The sequence below is a fragment of the Mesorhizobium sp. CAU 1741 genome, from assembly GCF_039839275.1.
Classification (GTDB): Bacteria; Pseudomonadota; Alphaproteobacteria; order Rhizobiales; family Rhizobiaceae; genus Aerobium.
Window position 1 is genome coordinate 106,153 of the sequence record NZ_JBDOQP010000005.1, and the last position, 15,953, is coordinate 122,105.

A 15,953-nucleotide genomic window follows, 5' to 3' on the forward strand; every position below is an offset into this window, starting at 1 on the left:
CGGGGCCGCACGCCTCCGCCTTTCGGTGATGGTTCGGTCCATCGGATGTATCACTGCCTGCTCCAATGAGTGTGACGGTGAAACTGGCTACGCTCTGGTTCTCACTGGGGGACTAGGACAATGTCCAGACACTACTCATCCATCATCCGCAAATTTCTCAGCTTCGCGACAACCGATACGACGACCATGACATCGCAGGGTGCGCTGGCGGTCAACGTCACCGTATCCGCCGATGCCTTCGGCGAAGACACGCTGGCCGACGCGACGCTCAACATCACCATCATCGACCGGGGCCTGGCGTCGTTCGCGTTCGGCACGACGACCGTGCTGGCCGCCGCCCAATCCCCGGATCCGGGTTCCGCCTATGCGATCACCTCGACCTCGGTCGATATCGTCGGCGCCGAATTCATTCGCACCGACCAGGTTGCCGGCAGCACCTGGGACGACTACGCGATGGCCGACATGCAGGCCGTCGAGTTCCAGGCGATCGACACGCATTTCTTTTCCGCGTTGGCCGTCAACTCGGGCAGCGCCTCGGCCGGCGACCCGCAGATAGGTAACATCAGCGGCAACCTTGCGACCTTCGAAGCCGACATCTCGGCCGAAGGAGATGACACCTTCGTCGAGCTGCTGACCGATGCCATCGCGGTCGAAGACAGCTTCTCGAGCACGGTGCTGTCGGGAACCGCGGCCGCCGAGACCTACGTGACCTACGAGATGGCCACCGGCAGCAAGAAACTGGATCTGATCATCACCGACGACCGGACGACGCTGGTGAAGGCCCGCGCTGGAACGGACCTGGTGTGGACCGGGAAGGGCGACGACTGGATCTTCGGCAACAAGGGCAAGGACCTGCTCGATTCTGGCAAGGGCGACGACACCGTGTTCGGCGGGCGAGATGCCGACTTCATTCGCGGAGGTGCTGGCGGCGACTGGCTGTTCGGCGGTGCCGGCAACGACAAGTCCTATGGCGGCGACGGCAACGACCTCATGTTTGGCGATGCCGGCGACGATCTGCTCAGCGGCGACGGCGGCGATGATCTGCTCGTCGGTGGTGCGGGGCGCGACACGCTTCTGGGCGGCGCCGGCAACGATTTCTTCCGACTCGGCAGCAACCGGGGCGACGGCAACGACAGCCATCGCGGCGGCAAGGGCGCGGATACCTACGCGATCGTCGACGATTTCGGCAAGGACACCATCCTCGACTTCTCGCTTGGCGAGGGGGACCGGCTTCTGCTGCCGAGTCTGTTCGAGGTGGCGCGCGAGGACGGGCTGGAACCGTTCGACATGCGTCGAGCGGGAGGCAACGATCTGGTGATCGAGTTCGAGTACCTGGAGGGTCGCTCGATCCTGACGCTGGACGACTTCTTCAAGCTGAATGCCGGCTATTTCGGCTCGATCGCCAAGGGCGAACTGTCGTCCGGCCAGGTTGATCAGGTTCTGGATGCCATCGCCGACACGATCTCCAGCGACCCCGCTTCCGTCGGTGTCCTCGACCTGCTCTCGCTTGCCGATCAGGTTACGCTTCTCGGCTGATCGGCTCTGCGGGGCGTTCCATCTACGTCGTTGTGTGCATCTTCGGTAAAACTTTGGAGGATCATGCTGAAGCCGTCTCTTCGGGCGTATCCATTCTTGAACGTCTAAGTAACGAGGACCACACGCGTTAGTATAGCCCTGAAAAGTGACACAAGCGGCGAAGTCCGGAGAGACAGGCATGGGCGCGACACGAACCTCCACCCTCTCGACCAGCATCGGGATTTCAAGCGGCGACCCCGGAGAAGGCACGTCCGACGTGTATTCCTCGCAGGTCGATGTCTATATGGGCTCGATGGAAGGCGAAGGCGCCTTCGCAGCCGAGATCTATGGCAGCGCGACCGCCTTTGGAACCGACACCTTCGCCGAGCTCGCCATTGATGCGCAGGTCAGCGGAAGCGGCCTCTCGATCGACTTCAGCGCGGAATCGGCCGCGCAGAGCGGCGACGATTCCGCCTACGCATCATCGATCGGCGAGATCTACACTTATGGCGCCGCGGATGCGTATGTCGGCATCTCCCGGCAATCCACCTCGTCGGAGATCGGTCCGGAGGGGTCGACCGTCGTGTCGACCTATCACGAGTCGATATATGCGGTGAATCTGGGCGGCGAGAGCGGGTCTGTCATACCGGTGGGAACGGCTGCGACCGACCTGCCATCATACGATCCCATGCCCTATGCGCCCGAGCCACTCGAGCCGTGCGGGTGCGACAGCTTCGACCCTGGCGGATATGAAATCGACGGAAATCTGGCGATCTACGAGATCGACGCGGTCGCATTCGGCGAAAACAGCTTCGTCGACGTGCTGCTCGACGCGATTGTCGTCGAAGACGCGTTCTCGGATATCACCGCAGTGGTAGTGATTGCAATATAGGAGTGATGAGGCCCTCGCCTCATCAACAAAAGACGTACGAGTGGTAGGCGTTGGTTAATAACAGCCAAAAAGTCTCGTACCTCCAGTGAATAATTGAACAACATATCGCGATTTCGTAGCTTTGAATTGCCGGAGAAAAGCACGGCGATATCAAACAGCGGAGAAATAGAATGACTTATTACAGCGACGTCAACCTCGACGCTTCCTACGATTTCAACTCCAATATCGATATGGATTTCTACTCCGACCTCGACGTCTACAGCGATTGGGACGTGGATCACAACATCGACGTCTGCGTCGACATCGACGGCAATGATGCCACCTTCGCAATCGACGTCCAGGCGTATGGTAGCGACACCTCCGTCGAGCTGAACCTGGTGGTCGCGGTTGAAGAGGGTGAATGGTCGAGCATCACGGCATCGGGCTACGCTGCCGCCAGCTGATTTCGATCGATCCCATCTGCCTCGGCGAAAGGAGGCTCCGACCTGGTCGGAGCCTCCTTTTTCGCTATGAAATGCGCCGCGAAAAACGCAATTCCAGCAATGGATTAGCCGTTAGGTGTACACCCCAGGACGTGTCCACCTATGCGCAATGTCGCTCGACCTCCCGCTTCTCCTAGAGTTCTCCCGATCAGACGCTTCAGGCACAATCAAGGAGGGCATCATGGCACGCAATGTCTCACGCAGCCGGGGAACCGCCACCCCTCAAGCTGAACTCCAGGCGGCGGCACCCGCGACGCTGTCAGCCGCGTTGGCGAGCATGGCCGCGGTGGTGCCGACCTACACCGACATCAACCTCGGCAACACGGCCAGCACCCATACGCAGAACACGAATGGCCCCTTCCGGATCAACGGCAATGGCGGCAACGACACCATCACCGTGGCGCTGACCTCCACCGGCGGGGATTATCTCGACGGCGGCGCCGACAACGACACGCTGAGGGCGGCCAACACCGACGACGTGCTTGTCGGCGGTTCCGGCAACGACAAGCTGTACGGCAATGGCGGCAACGATCTGATGCGCGGGGGCCTCGGCAGCGACACGCTCGACGGCGGCGCGGGCATCGACACGGCAGACTATTCGACCTCGACGGCGAAGGTGAACATGAGCCTTCCCACAACGCCCCAGTTGCCAGGACGCGGCTCGGGCGGCGAGGCAACAGGCGACACGCTGGTCAACATCGAGAACCTCATCGGCTCGGCTTTCAACGACATCCTGACCGGCAACAGCCTCGACAACCAGCTCGTGGGCAACGCCGGTGCGGACATCCTGCGCGGCATGGATGGCAATGACGTCCTGATCGGCGACGGCATGATCGACGTCGACATGAACGGCCTTGCCGATGACGACGACAATGATGGCGTCCCGGACGGTGTCGACGAACAGGAGGAGGGCGCCGACGACACGCTTGACGGCGGGTTCGGCAACGACCGCCTCTACGGCGGCGGCGGGGATGACACCCTCAATGGCGGCTTCGGTGACGACGTCATTCATGGCGGCTTCGGCGAAGACTTCGTCAACGGCGGAGATGGCAACGACACGCTCGTCGGCGGTGCCGGCGACGATGATCTGATCGGAAGCCTCGGCAACGACACGATGGATGGCGGCGACGGCAACGATTTCCTCAACGGCTCGATCGGTATCGACATCCTCGATGGCGGCGACGGCGACGACGAAATGCTTGCCGGCGATGGCAACGACACGCTGGACGGCGGCGACGGCAATGATCGCATGTTCGGCAATTTCGGCGACGACGTCATGCGCGGCGGCGAAGGCGATGATCACATGGACGGCAGCGACGGCATCGACGACATGCAGGGCGGCGCCGGGGACGACACATTGATCGGCGGCCAGGGCGCCGACACGATCGATGGTGGCGCGGGCCTGGACACGGCCGATTATTCGTCCGGCGGCGCGGCGGGCATCAACATGGGAACCGGCGAAACCAGCGGCTCGGCCGCAGGCGACGTGCTGATCGGGATCGAAAACCTGCGCGGCTCGGCGCAGGCAGACATTTTCGTCGGCGACGGCAACGACAACACATTCTTCGGCAGCGGTGGCGCCGACACCATGATCGGCCAGAGCGGCCTCGACACGGTCGACTACTCGTCGTCAGCGGCCGCAGTGACGATCAACACCAACTCTTCGGCCGCCGATCCGCTCGTTTTCGGGACCGGTACCGGCGGGGATGCTGAAGGCGACCAGTTGCAGCTCATCGAGCGCTATGTCGGATCGGCATTCGCCGACACCTTCAACGGTGGCGAGCGTGACGAGTTCTTTGTCGGTGGCGCTGGCGCGGACACGATCAACGGCGCCGGCGGCACGGACACCGCCGAATACGGCTCCTCGACTGGCGCGGTCACGATCGCGCTGGACGAGGGAGGACCGGGTTCCGCGTCTGGCGGCGATGCCGCGGGCGACCTGTTGAGCGGCATCGAGAACCTCATCGGATCGGCTTTCGGCGACGTGCTGATCGGCAATTCCGAGACCAACCGGCTCGAAGGCGGCGATGGCGACGACACCCTCAGGGGCGGAGCCAATACCAGCACCGAAGTTCTCATCGGCGGCGACGGCATCGATACGGCTGACTATTCCACGTCGGTTGCGGGCGTCACGGCCCGACTGTCCGACAACCCGGAGTCAGGTCCCCTGTCTTCCGGCGGCGACGCGGCCGGCGACCTCCTGCTGCAGATCGAGAACATTGTCGGTTCGGGTGCGGCAGACACGATGTTCGGCAACGCTGCCGCCAACAGGCTTGAAGGCGGAGGCGGCAACGACTTCCTGCTCGGCCTCAATGGAGCCGATACGCTGATCGGTGGCGACGGCTTCGACTATGCGATCTATGCCAACTCGACGGTCGCGGTGCAGGTCGCCTACAATGCAGCAGGCAATGCCGTCGGCGTTGGCGGCGAAGCCCAGGGCGACCAGCTCAGCACGATCGAGGGCATCATCGGCTCGAATTTCAACGACGTCTTCATCGGTCATGCCGGGGCGAACAGGTTCGAAGGCGGCAATGGCGACGACTTCTTCCGCGGCGGAGCCGGCGCGGACACGATGCTTGGCGGGGCAAACTTCGACACGGTCGACTATTCGAGCGCAACGACGGGTGTCTACGTCCAGCTCCACGCGACGGGTGCCGTCACACAGCCCGCCACCTGGCCGACGGCGCAGTCAAACGGAGACGCTGCCGGCGACATCCTGATGCTCATCGAGGGCATAATCGGCTCGAACGCCAGCGACACGCTCTACGGCAGCGCCATAAGCAATCGCTTGATCAGTGGCGCGGGCAACGACCAGATGCGCGGCGGGTCGGGCGGCGACATCCTGTCGGCGAACGGCGCTGGAACGCGCTTCCTCTACGGCGACGGCCTGAATGATGGCGGGACGGCAGGCCAGGACCAGTATCGGATCCTGGCGGGCACGAACATCATCATGGACTATCAGTCTGGCGAAGACATCATCTTGAGGACGACGTCGCTCGCCACGGGAACGATCACCGCTACCATCAGCGGCACGGCCTATTGGGCGGCCCGCTTCCAGAGCAACGTGTCCGGCATGCAGCACACGACGGACGTCATCCTCGGTACGCAAGCGGAGCTGACGGGCACACAAGCAAACGACATGCGGCTGGCGATGCTTTCGGGCGGCGACATCATCGTCGATCCGGGCCTGGTTGCTTGACGCTGGATCGGGACGGAGGGCGACAAAAGTGGCCAATAACGACAATCGCCGGCGACCGCGCAATGGCGAATTCGAAGATGCCGTCGGACAGGTGCGTTCGATCCTCGTCGTGATCGGCATCTTCAGCCTCGTCATCAATCTGCTGATGCTGGCGTCACCGCTCTACATGCTGCAGGTCTATGACAGGGTGCTGGTGACGGGGAGAACCGAGACGCTGATCCTGCTGACGGTCGTCGTCGGCGGCGCGATGCTGATCCTCGGGCTCATCGACGGGCTGCGCAGCATGATCATGGTACGGATGGCCTGCTGGCTGACGGACCGGCTCAGTCCGGGCCTCATCGCCAGCGGCGTCCGCGCCCGTCTCGCCGGCGACACCGCCGGCGCTCAGCCTTTGCGTGATCTGATCCAGGTCCAGCACTTTCTGTCTTCGCAGGGCCTCGCGGCCCTGTTCGACGCTCCCTGGACGCCGATCTTTCTCGCGCTCGTCTGGCTGCTTCATCCGACTCTGGGGATTTTCGCCACGGTTGCGGCGCTCGTCCTGGTGGCGCTCGGCCTGACCAATGAACTCCTCACGAGGCGGGCAACGCAGTCGGCGAACACCGCCCAGCTCATCGCCCTGCAGCAGGCCGAGGCAACGATCCGCAACGCGGAAGTCGTTCGCGCGATGGGCATGCTTCCCAATCTCCTCGAGCGCTGGCGTGCCGGCAACGAGGTTGTGACGCGCGACACGCTTTCCTCATCGCATCTCAGCGCGTTCATACTGGGTATCACCAAGGCGGTGCGCTTCTTCGTCCAGTCGGCAACGTTGGGGCTGGGTGCCTATCTCGTCCTCAGGGGCGAGGCCAGCGGCGGCGTCATGATCGCGTCGTCGATCCTGCTCGGCCGGGCGCTCGCGCCGATCGAGCTGGTGATGGGCGGCTGGCGCAGCCTGACGGCGACCCGCATCGCCTATGGAAGGCTTCGCTCGCGCATGCAGTCGGTTCCCGCCGAGCCAGCGCGGACCCGTCTTCCCGAGCCTTATGGCCACGTCACCCTCGACAAGGTGAGCTACATGGCGCCCGGCAAGAAGGAACCGATCGTCGACAATGTCAGCATTCGACTCCGGCCGGGCGAAGCGGTTGCGGTGATCGGCCCGTCTGCCGGCGGCAAGAGCACGCTGTGTCGCCTGATTGCCGGCACCGCGAGCCCGAGCAGCGGCGTGATCCGGCTCGACGGGTCGGAGCTGCACCATTGGGACAGCATCCAGCTCGGCCAGTATTTCGGCTACCTGCCGCAGGACGTGGAGCTGTTTGCCGGGTCCGTGCGCGACAATATCGGCAGAATGGGCGAAGCCAGCGACGAAGCCATCGTTCGCGCCGCAATTCTCGCCCAGGCGCACGACATGATCCAGAAGCTGCCGCAGGGCTACGATACGTCGATCGGCGAGTCCGGCATGCGGCTTTCGGGCGGTCAGCGCCAGAGGATCGGCCTTGCGCGCGCGGTCTTCGGCGATCCGAAGCTGGTGGTGCTCGACGAGCCCAACGCCAATCTCGACCAGGCCGGGGAGGCCGCCTTGGCCGCCGCCGTCCAGGAGCTCAAGGCGCGGGGCACCGCGCTGATGATCGTCGGCCACCGGCCATCGACGCTTGCCCAGGCCGACAAGGTGCTGTTCCTGCGCGATGGCCGCGTTGAACTCTTCGGACCCCGCGAGGACGTGCTCGCGCGCCTGCGCGTCGCTGCCAGCGAGGCACAGCGTAACCCGGAACGCGGCGATCAGGCCGCGCAACTCGATGCGTCTCCGGTTCCCCGGATGCCGTCCACCGCACAACTTTCAATCGAGCCTGGCGAACCTAGACACGCCGGCGGCAATGGAGCGCTGTGATGCCCATTCGCGATCTCGTCCCTATCGAACCCAAGGCGGCGCGCACGGAGGCGTTGCCCCCATCGCTGCGTCTCCATGCCAGGGGTCCGGTCAGGATCGGATATGGCCTGATGCTTGTCGGCGTCGCCGGTTCTCTTCTCTGGTCGGCAACGGCTCACCTTGCCTCCGGGGCGGTAGCCAACGGCATCATCAGTCCCGACGGCAGCCGCCGCGTGGTCCAGCACCTGGAAGGCGGCATCGTCCACGAGATCAAGGTGCGTGACGGCGACGAGGTCAAGGTGGGGGATCCGATCCTGGTCCTGCAAGACACGCAGGCAGCGGCATCCTACGATCTTCTCCTCGAGCAGGCGCGCACGCTTGCCGCCACACAGGCTCGTCTCGATGCCGAACAGAACGATCTCGACGCGGTCGTCTTCCTGCATCCCTTGCTCGACGCGAAGGCCGCGAAGGTGCAATCCATCATTCGTGGCCAGGGTTCGCTGTTTGCCAAGCGGCGTGATGCGTTCAACGCCCAGAAGCGGATTCTGGCTGACCGCAGGCGACAGTTCGAGGAGCAGATCGGCGCCTTCGAGGTGCAGATCGACAGCATTGACCAGCAATTGGCGATCATCGCCGAGGAACTGGTGGGCAAGAAGGTGCTTTTTGCGAAAGCGTTGACCACCAAGCCGGAATTGCTCCGACTTGAGCGGACGCGCGCAGCGCTCGAGGGCGACCGCGGCCGTTTTCTTGGCTCTATCGCCGAAACCGGCCAGCGCATCAGCGAGATCGACGCACAGGCGATTTCGCTGGAAGCCGAGCGCGCACAGGACGTGTCCACCCAGATGGAGCAGGTGCGCACGGATTTCGCGACGATATCCGAACGGCTGAACGCCAGCCGGGACATCCTTGACAGGACGGTGATCTCCGCGCCGATCAGCGGCAAGATCGTCAATTTGCGCTTCAAGACGACTGGCGGCGTGGTGATGGGCGGCGAGCCGATCCTTGAGATCGTACCGACGGAGGAAAGCCTCCTGATCGATGCGCGGATCGATCCCGGCGACATCGACGTCATCACCATCGGCCTGAAGGCGACGGTCCACCTCACGGCCTACTCCAGCCGGTCGCTTCCCAAGATCGAGGGCATCGTGCGCAGTGTTTCGGCGGACAGATTGGTCGATCCCAATACAGGACAAGCCTACTTCCTTGCCCGCGTGGAGGTGTCGAAGGAAGAGATCGACGCCCTCGACGTCGGTATCTCGTTGGTTCCCGGCATGTCAGCCGAAGTTCTCATCGTCACCGGCGAACGCACGGCGCTCGCCTATATCATGGAGCCGCTCAGGGCTACCTTCCGGCGCGGCCTGCGAGAACAGTGACTTCAAGCGATATCGGGGGTTCCGGGCGGAACGAGGTCGGGTGCGATGGGCTATGGTGTTCCCATCCGTTTCCCGCCTCGTCTTCGTCTTCCAGGTGCCTCAAGCTGCTTCCAGACCGCCGGCGGACCGTGTCGGTTGCGCCGCATTGCTGCATGCCGGACGGCATCAATGCCGATGGTGGGAAGAAGTCGCCACCGTTCAGGATGAATGTCAGGGCGCTCATCGCGAGACCAGGATCCGTGTCCGTCGGCAGATATCCGCGAAGTCCACGCTCGAACGCCCAGGCGATCTCTTCCTGGCACATGCGATCCGAGATGATGACGATCGGCAGGTCGGCAGCCAAGGGAAGCAGCATGTCGCGAAGAGCGCTGAGTTCTTCGTCTCGAAGACACTGACCGCCGATGCTCAGGATCACCATCGCGCTTTGGCGCACCAAGGCGGCTTCCAACGCATCTTCTCCCGCGTAGTCGAGAAGGTCGACCGCGTCATCGGCCTGGGTCCACCGTTCGAGAAAGGCGCGTACGGCCGCGCGGCGCAGAGCCAGCGGATCGATCAGCACGATCGTCTTCGACACACTGCCCGCTTTAGCTTCGGTATCCGGGTTAGCCATGATTGGTGCCGCAGCCTATCTGATTGAAGACGCGACACTTTCAAGGCCGCACCTATGTGTACTCCAGCCGGACGGCATTGTTGAGTTAGCCTTACGTCACGCGGTGACCTGCCGAGGGTGAATCACCGTTGGGGTGCGCCAACCGCGATCGCATGCGGTACCGCGCATCTTCGCGCATTCGGCGTAGCCCTTTCCCCTTCAGGCGTAGCGGTCTCGCCTTAGGGACCACTTGGCGAGTTGGCTCCGCAGAGATAGATTCCGGCATTGCCGTTTCTTCGAGCGGCGCGGCGCCAGCGCCTGATGGCCGGGCTCCGGAGGGACGGACAATGGAAAAACTCGCTTCCTATATCCCGATGGAGCCGGCACGACTTGTCGAACAGGAACTGTTTGCTTCGGCCCCGCTGATCGGATTGGTCATCGCCCTGGTGCCCGTCGCGCTGGCGCTGTTGACGCGCCACAGGCTCTGTCTGCTCGAGACGATCGCACTGGCCCTGCTGGCGATCGTCGTCTACTCCGCCGGTGACGTTCTCTTGGCGGCGACACTGACGACGTTCGCGCTGATCAACGCGGCGCGTGGGTTCGAGCGGCGCAGGGTCCTCGAACTCCAGCGTCGCTCCGGCCAGCGTCTCCAGCAACTCGATGAAATGGTGGAGGGCTTCCTGACCGGTCTCGACCGCAGGAGCCAGGCGAACGACTTCCATCGCGAGTCTCCGGCGCGCGACGGTCATCCGCAGCAGATGGCGATCGAGCGCTGATCGAACGTTCTTGCCGTGCCCCATGCGTGGCCGCGACCGTGCCCGGTATCCGGTGCGGTCACGGCCGCCGGCAGTGGCACAATCCGCACCGCCGCCCTAAGCTTCACCCATGAATGCCGACATTGATTCGAGCTTGGCCTCTGCCGCGCCGGTGCCGCGCGTGCCGCCATGGGCGGTGCCGAAGGCGCCCGTGGAGAACGATGCAGAGGCCGCCTACATGGCCGGTGCCGCGCTCGGCGCGATCGACGTGCTGGTGCGGTCCGACGCGCCGTGGCTCGGCGCCTGGCGGCACCGGCTGGCGTTGAAATCGGCGGCCGCCACGGTGAGGCTGCTGGGGCGCCGCGAGAACGAAAACACGTTGCGCGACGCGCTGATGCTGAAGCAGGGCTCCGACGACGCCGGACCTGGTGGCAACGTCCTGGCCGCGTGGCGACGCCTGGCGCGCGGCTCCGCCACAGTGGATACGGAGCTGCTGGCGACCGTCAGTGAAATGCTCGGCATCGCATGGTCCGATGAACTGTCCGATCTCGCCGAAATCGCGGAGGCATCGGTGTCGTCCTCAGCGCCGGCGCCACTCGTCGCGGCGGGGATCGCCAATGCCGTCGTCGCGCGCGATCCTCGGGCGGAAGCGCTGGCCTGGTGGCTCGCCGATCACGTGCTTTCGGCGCGCATGCGCTGGCCGCAGGCCGTGCCGCTGCTTGCAACGCAGATCCATTCGCCGCTGCTGCGCTTCGGCGGCGAGCGCCTGCGCTGCCGCCCGGGTGATGACGGGTTCGAACGGGCGGTCTGCATTGCGACGGCCGCGGCTGCGGCCGAAGCGTGCAGGCTCGGCTCAGCCATCGACATCCAGGCACGGCGGCTGCTGGCGGTGGCGCCGAAACTGCGATCCAAAGGGGCAGGGCAGGTGATCGACCTGCTCCTTAGAGACGATGCGGTTTCAGGGTCGCTGACGACGAAGACGCTGTCGCGCTGGGCCAGCCGACGCCTGTTCGAACGGCTGATCCAGCTCGATGCCGTCCGCGAGCTTTCCGGGCGCGATACGTTCCGTCTATATGGCCTTTGATGCTTCGCGCGGGGGGCTACTGCCCCGCCTCGGCCGTCCAGTTGCGATACCATGACTTGAACTGCGCATATTGCGCCTCTGCAAATCGACGTTGGGAATCGCTGAGAGCATCCCCCTCGTTGAAATGCAGCGTGTATTCCTCGTCGCCGTTCAGCACCATCAGATGCTTGTAATACAGGACGAGGTCCGGGCCCTCGTCGAATGTCGAAAGCACCATCAGGGCCGCCTCCAGCTCCCGGGCCTTGCGGCGGGCCTCGGCATCGCCGGCCGCCGCCTTCTCGCACAGGTCGACGAGATGGAGAACCTCGCGCGGCAGGGCGTTGCCGATGCCGGTGATGGCGCCCTTTGCGCCGCAGTTGACGAAGCCATGGAAGACGGTCGTGTCGACACCGACCATGAGCGTCAGTGCATCGCTGCGCGACGTGATGTGCTCTGCGGCATAGCTGAGATCCGACGCGCCGCCGAACTCCTTGAAGCCGATGAGGTTGTCATGCTCGCGGTGAAGCTCGAAGAACAGGTCGGCGCGCGTGGCGAAACCATAATAGGGGCTGTTGTAGATCACCGCCGGCAGCTTCGGCGCCGCGCTCAGGACCGCCGAGAAATGCGCCTTCTGCGCGGCGGGCGAGGTGCCGCGGGAAAGCAGGCGCGGGATCAGCATCAGGCCCTTGGCGCCGACCTCGGCGGCATGGGCGGCATGGGCGGCCGCCGATTTCGTGTTGACCGCTCCGGTACCGACGATCGTCGGCACGCCGGCTTCCACGAGATGGCGAACGCCCTCCATGCGCTGCTCGTCCGTCAAGAGCGGCCAGTCACCCATCGAGCCGCAATAGACGACCGCCGACATTCCCGCCTCGATCAGTTGCTTCCCCTTGCGCGCCAGGGCGACGGGATCGGGCGTGCGATCGGGCAGGCAGGGGGTCATGAGGGCCGGGATGCAGCCGGCGAATATGTTCTGCGACATGTCGGTTCCGTCTTCAGGTGCTGTCGTTATGGCGGCTGGCCGCCTTAAAATCTGATGCTGACGCGCGATACGGGATTGTCCCGCCCGGATCAAGCAGGCCGCCCCGGTTCGGAGCGGCGAAAAGGGTCACGTCCTGAAACGCTGCCGCGTCATCACCCCTACCATGATGGTCAGAAGCAGGGTGGTTATCATCAGGATGAAGGCGATCGCCGCCGCCCCCGGCCAGTTGTTGAGTTGGAACTGCCCGTAGACCAGCGGCGCCATCATGCGGAAGCTTGGACCGCCAAGCAGCACCGGCGTGGCATAGGCGTTCATCGCCAGGATGAACGTCAGGATCGTACCGGCGGCGACGCCGGGCAGCGCCAGCGGCAAGAGCACGCGCCTGAACATGATGAGCGGCCGCGCGCCCATGCTGAATGCCGCTTCCTCGACATTGCGATCTATGCCCTCGATGACGCTTTGAAGAGAAAGCACCATGTAGGGCAGGTTGACGGCGATGATGCCGACGATCACGGCGAACTCGGTATACATGAACTCGATCGGTTCGGCGGTGATGCCGAGCTTCATCAGGGTGACGTTCAGCAGGCCGCGATTGCCCATGAAGCTCATCCAGCCGGCGGCGCGCACCGCGTTGCCGACGAAGAGCGGTATCACGACGCCGATGATCATCAGGTTCTTGAAGCGGGACTGGGTGCGCGCCAGCACGTAGGACAGCGGGAAGGCGAAGACGAGGCAGATCAGCGTGCAGATCATCGCCACCCGGATGGTCGTGTAGTAGGCATTGAGGAAATACGAGTCCGTGAAGAAGACGGTGTAGTTCTCGAGCGTGAACGCCTCCACCATCAGGAGACGCGGGTCGAACTCGTTGAAGCTGTACCGCAGCAGGAACAGCAGCGGGACGATCACGCCGAGCGCCGTGACGAAAGTGGCGGGACCGACGAGTGACGCTGCAGAAATCAGCTGGGAACGCTGCTTCATCTGGGATGCTTTCCAAATTGACCGCTCCGGCCGAATGTGCCGGAGCGGAACGGTGCCAGGAGCGGAGGGGTCAGGCGATCAGGCCTTGAACTCCCGGTCCCACCAGTTCTTGAGCTCGACGTCGGCCTCGAGCAGGAACTCGTAGTCGAGATCCTTCATGTTGGCGGCCTCTTCCTCGGTGAACCCGATGCGTTCCTTCAGCTCGCCCTCGATGCCGGTGTTGGTGATGGTGCCGTCGTAGCCCATGTCCTCGGCGAAGCTGAGCTGGGCCGCCGGCTCGAGCATTGCATTGAGATAGGCATAGGCGCCGTCGACATTCGGCGCGTTCTTGGCGATCACCATGCCCGACGTGTAAGGCAGGATGCCTTCGCTCGGCGTCACGGCCACGACGTTGATGCCCGCGTTCTGCCACTGCACCACGCGCGCCTTCCACATGATGCCGCAATTGATCTCCTCCGTTTCCAGCCCTTGCGCGAACGCCTCGTTGGTCGGGTAGATGCGTGCACCGGCGCTGCGCAGCTCCAGGAGAAGGCGCTTTCCTTCATCGACCGCGGTGACCGAACCACCCGCCGCGAGTGCGGCGGCCGAGATCACGTACTGGTACTGAATGTCGATGATGCCGAGGTCGGAGCCGCGTGCGGGATCGAGCGCCTCGGCATAGCTGGTCGGCTTGGATTCCACCGTGTCGGGATTGAAGACGACGACCTTGCCCGAGTAGATGTGGGGAACCGCATAAGGCAGCTTGAAGGACGCCATCTGGTTCTCCCCGTTGGGGATGCGGCTCCAGTCGATTTCCTGCGTCAGGCCAAGCTCGAACATCTGGTACATGTTGACGCCGTTGAGGCCCTGGATGTCGGTCGACCCGGTCGGCAGGCGCCGTTCGGCGAGCAGCTTGGCGCGGCGTTCCGGATCGCCGGCCTGGTCCTGGACGACCTCCCAGCCCTCGGGGATCAGGAATGGCTGCTCGATGTTCTCGTTGAGAAGGCGGGCATAGTCGCCACCCCACGTGCCGACCACGACGCGTCCGGGCGACTGGGCCCGTGCCCACGAAGGAGAGAGCAATGCCGATGCGCCCGTCGCGGCCAGACCTGCCATGAACTCGCGGCGGCGAAGATAGAATTTCCCATTGCCATTTCGCATTTCAATTCCCCTTGTTATGTGTTGGCGAACTTGCACTGCGCGATTGCCCGTCGGTCTTTTCACACGGGCGTCTCTGCCTTCCTCAGACAGCATTTGCGGCGGCGAAAACCGTCGTCGCCGGCGGCCACGAGACGTAGACGCTGTCTCCACGCTTGAGAGCGGCTTCCTCATCCTCGCGGTTCATTATCTGCGCGACGATCGTGTCGCCGCCCTGCAGGTTGATGTGAACGTCGGTCATGCCGCCGAGAAACGAGACGAACTCGACCTTTCCCGGGAAGCAGTTGGGTGCTCCGTCAACAGGCGCGCTGCTGACGGAGACGCGCTCCGGACGCAGCGCCATCATGCCGCTGCCGCTGAGCCTCTTGCCGACGGCGATTTCGAGGCCTCCATCGGTCACCAGCAGGCCGTCCTTGAAACGGCCGTTGATGAAGGTGCTGCGACCGACGAACGAGGCGACGAAGGCGTTGGCCGGCCTGTCGTAAAGCTCACGCTGGGTGCCGGTCTGCTGGATGCGACCTTCGTTCATGACGACGAGACGGTCGGCCATCGTCAAGGCTTCTTCCTGGTCGTGGGTGACCATGATGGTGGTCAGCCCCAGCCGCTGCTGCAGGCTGCGGATCTCGAGACGGACTTCGGTGCGCAGCTTCGCGTCGAGATTGGAGAGCGGTTCGTCGAGAAGCAGCACGTCCGGTCGGAAGGCGAGCGCGCGGGCCAGCGCCACGCGCTGCTGCTGGCCGCCGGAAAGCTGTCGTGGGTAGCGATCGGCGAGATGATCGAGGCGGACGAGCTGAAGCGCTGATACGACCTTCTCCTCGGTCTCGGCCTTTGGAACCTTGCGCATTTCCAGCCCGAAGGCGACGTTCTGCGCGACAGTCATGTGCGGAAACAGCGCATAGTTCTGGAACACCAGTCCGGTGCTGCGCTCCCATGGCGCACGCGCGGTGACGTCCTTGCCATCGATGCGGATCGAGCCGCCGGTCGGCTCGATGAAGCCGGCGACCATGCGCAATGTCGTCGTCTTGCCACAGCCTGAAGGGCCCAGCAGGGTTATGAACTCGCCATCGGCGATGTCCAGATTGATGCCCTGGGCGGCGTGGAAGTCGCCATAGGCCTTGGACAGATTTTCGAGTTCGATACGCGCCATT

General features: G+C 63.9%; 13 protein-coding genes. 8 read left to right on the plus strand and 5 right to left on the minus strand.

Features of this window, described 5'->3' with window-relative positions; all coding sequences use genetic code 11:
* The first annotated feature begins 120 nt into the window (after positions 1 to 120).
* The 6 genes from AAFN84_RS19475 to AAFN84_RS19500 all read left to right on the plus strand — a co-directional run bounded on the left by AAFN84_RS19475 (position 121) and on the right by AAFN84_RS19500 (position 9,301).
* Positions 121 to 1,536 carry a calcium-binding protein gene (locus AAFN84_RS19475; RefSeq protein ID WP_347516338.1) on the plus strand — a complete coding sequence of 472 codons (1,416 nt, stop codon included), beginning with the start codon at positions 121 to 123 and terminating at the stop codon, positions 1,534 to 1,536.
* A gap of 178 nt (positions 1,537 to 1,714) precedes the next feature.
* Positions 1,715 to 2,407 (plus strand): hypothetical protein, encoded by a 693-nt coding sequence (locus AAFN84_RS19480; RefSeq protein WP_347516339.1) that lies wholly within the window; start codon positions 1,715 to 1,717, stop codon positions 2,405 to 2,407.
* Positions 2,408 to 2,577: 170 nt separating this feature from the next.
* Positions 2,578 to 2,850 carry a hypothetical protein gene (locus AAFN84_RS19485; protein WP_347516340.1) on the plus strand — a complete coding sequence of 91 codons (273 nt, stop codon included), beginning with the start codon at positions 2,578 to 2,580 and terminating at the stop codon, positions 2,848 to 2,850.
* A gap of 220 nt (positions 2,851 to 3,070) precedes the next feature.
* Positions 3,071 to 6,088: a calcium-binding protein gene (locus AAFN84_RS19490; RefSeq protein ID WP_347516341.1), complete on the plus strand. Its 3,018-nt coding sequence runs from the start codon at positions 3,071 to 3,073 to the stop codon at positions 6,086 to 6,088.
* Positions 6,089 to 6,116: 28 nt separating this feature from the next.
* On the plus strand, positions 6,117 to 7,949 hold the full coding sequence (locus AAFN84_RS19495) for a type I secretion system permease/ATPase (RefSeq protein WP_347516342.1): 1,833 nt from the start codon (positions 6,117 to 6,119) through the stop codon (positions 7,947 to 7,949).
* Complete coding sequence (locus tag AAFN84_RS19500) at positions 7,949 to 9,301, plus strand: HlyD family type I secretion periplasmic adaptor subunit (RefSeq protein ID WP_347516343.1); 1,353 nt, start codon at positions 7,949 to 7,951, stop codon at positions 9,299 to 9,301. The genes AAFN84_RS19495 and AAFN84_RS19500 overlap by 1 nt, the downstream gene beginning before the upstream one ends.
* On the opposite strand, the gene AAFN84_RS19505 is transcribed toward AAFN84_RS19500, so the two are convergent.
* On the minus strand, positions 9,270 to 9,911 hold the full coding sequence (locus tag AAFN84_RS19505) for a hypothetical protein (RefSeq protein WP_347516344.1): 642 nt from the start codon (positions 9,909 to 9,911) through the stop codon (positions 9,270 to 9,272). The genes AAFN84_RS19500 and AAFN84_RS19505 overlap by 32 nt on opposite strands.
* A 326-nt stretch (positions 9,912 to 10,237) precedes the next feature.
* On the opposite strand from AAFN84_RS19505, the gene AAFN84_RS19510 reads away from it, so the two are divergent.
* On the plus strand, positions 10,238 to 10,666 hold the full coding sequence (locus tag AAFN84_RS19510) for a hypothetical protein (protein WP_347516345.1): 429 nt from the start codon (positions 10,238 to 10,240) through the stop codon (positions 10,664 to 10,666).
* A 109-nt stretch (positions 10,667 to 10,775) separates the two neighbouring features.
* Positions 10,776 to 11,729 carry a DUF1403 family protein gene (locus AAFN84_RS19515; protein WP_347516346.1) on the plus strand — a complete coding sequence of 318 codons (954 nt, stop codon included), beginning with the start codon at positions 10,776 to 10,778 and terminating at the stop codon, positions 11,727 to 11,729.
* A gap of 16 nt (positions 11,730 to 11,745) precedes the next feature.
* On the opposite strand, the gene AAFN84_RS19520 is transcribed toward AAFN84_RS19515, so the two are convergent.
* The 4 genes from AAFN84_RS19520 to AAFN84_RS19535 all read right to left on the minus strand — a co-directional run bounded on the left by AAFN84_RS19520 (position 11,746) and on the right by AAFN84_RS19535 (position 15,952).
* On the minus strand, positions 11,746 to 12,690 hold the full coding sequence (locus tag AAFN84_RS19520) for a dihydrodipicolinate synthase family protein (RefSeq protein WP_347516347.1): 945 nt from the start codon (positions 12,688 to 12,690) through the stop codon (positions 11,746 to 11,748).
* 126 nt (positions 12,691 to 12,816) lie between these two features.
* A complete protein-coding gene (locus AAFN84_RS19525) occupies positions 12,817 to 13,668 on the minus strand; it encodes an ABC transporter permease (protein WP_347516348.1) in 852 nt (283 codons plus the stop codon).
* 78 nt (positions 13,669 to 13,746) lie between these two features.
* The gene (locus AAFN84_RS19530; RefSeq protein ID WP_347516349.1) at positions 13,747 to 14,808 is read right to left on the minus strand and encodes an extracellular solute-binding protein; all 1,062 of its coding nucleotides are present in this window, start codon (positions 14,806 to 14,808) and stop codon (positions 13,747 to 13,749) included.
* Between the two features lie 82 nt (positions 14,809 to 14,890).
* Positions 14,891 to 15,952, minus strand: coding sequence for an ABC transporter ATP-binding protein (locus AAFN84_RS19535; protein WP_347516350.1), 1,062 nt, complete (start codon positions 15,950 to 15,952; stop codon positions 14,891 to 14,893).
* Between the last annotated feature and the right edge of the window lies 1 nt (position 15,953).

Excerpts from the sequence above, each read along its gene's own strand:
- AAFN84_RS19480 (WP_347516339.1), top strand. The coding sequence starts at position 1,715 with ATGGGCGCGACACGAACCTCCACCCTCTCGACCAGCATCGGGATTTCA.
- AAFN84_RS19520 (WP_347516347.1), bottom strand. The coding sequence starts at position 12,690 with ATGTCGCAGAACATATTCGCCGGCTGCATCCCGGCCCTCATGACCCCC.
- AAFN84_RS19515 (WP_347516346.1), top strand. The coding sequence starts at position 10,776 with ATGAATGCCGACATTGATTCGAGCTTGGCCTCTGCCGCGCCGGTGCCG.
- AAFN84_RS19485 (WP_347516340.1), top strand. The coding sequence starts at position 2,578 with ATGACTTATTACAGCGACGTCAACCTCGACGCTTCCTACGATTTCAAC.
- AAFN84_RS19490 (WP_347516341.1), top strand. The coding sequence starts at position 3,071 with ATGGCACGCAATGTCTCACGCAGCCGGGGAACCGCCACCCCTCAAGCT.
- AAFN84_RS19500 (WP_347516343.1), top strand. The coding sequence starts at position 7,949 with ATGCCCATTCGCGATCTCGTCCCTATCGAACCCAAGGCGGCGCGCACG.
- AAFN84_RS19530 (WP_347516349.1), bottom strand. The coding sequence starts at position 14,808 with ATGCGAAATGGCAATGGGAAATTCTATCTTCGCCGCCGCGAGTTCATG.
- AAFN84_RS19510 (WP_347516345.1), top strand. The coding sequence starts at position 10,238 with ATGGAAAAACTCGCTTCCTATATCCCGATGGAGCCGGCACGACTTGTC.
- AAFN84_RS19505 (WP_347516344.1), bottom strand. The coding sequence starts at position 9,911 with ATGGCTAACCCGGATACCGAAGCTAAAGCGGGCAGTGTGTCGAAGACG.
- AAFN84_RS19535 (WP_347516350.1), bottom strand. The coding sequence starts at position 15,952 with ATGGCGCGTATCGAACTCGAAAATCTGTCCAAGGCCTATGGCGACTTC.
- AAFN84_RS19525 (WP_347516348.1), bottom strand. The coding sequence starts at position 13,668 with ATGAAGCAGCGTTCCCAGCTGATTTCTGCAGCGTCACTCGTCGGTCCC.
- AAFN84_RS19475 (WP_347516338.1), top strand. The coding sequence starts at position 121 with ATGTCCAGACACTACTCATCCATCATCCGCAAATTTCTCAGCTTCGCG.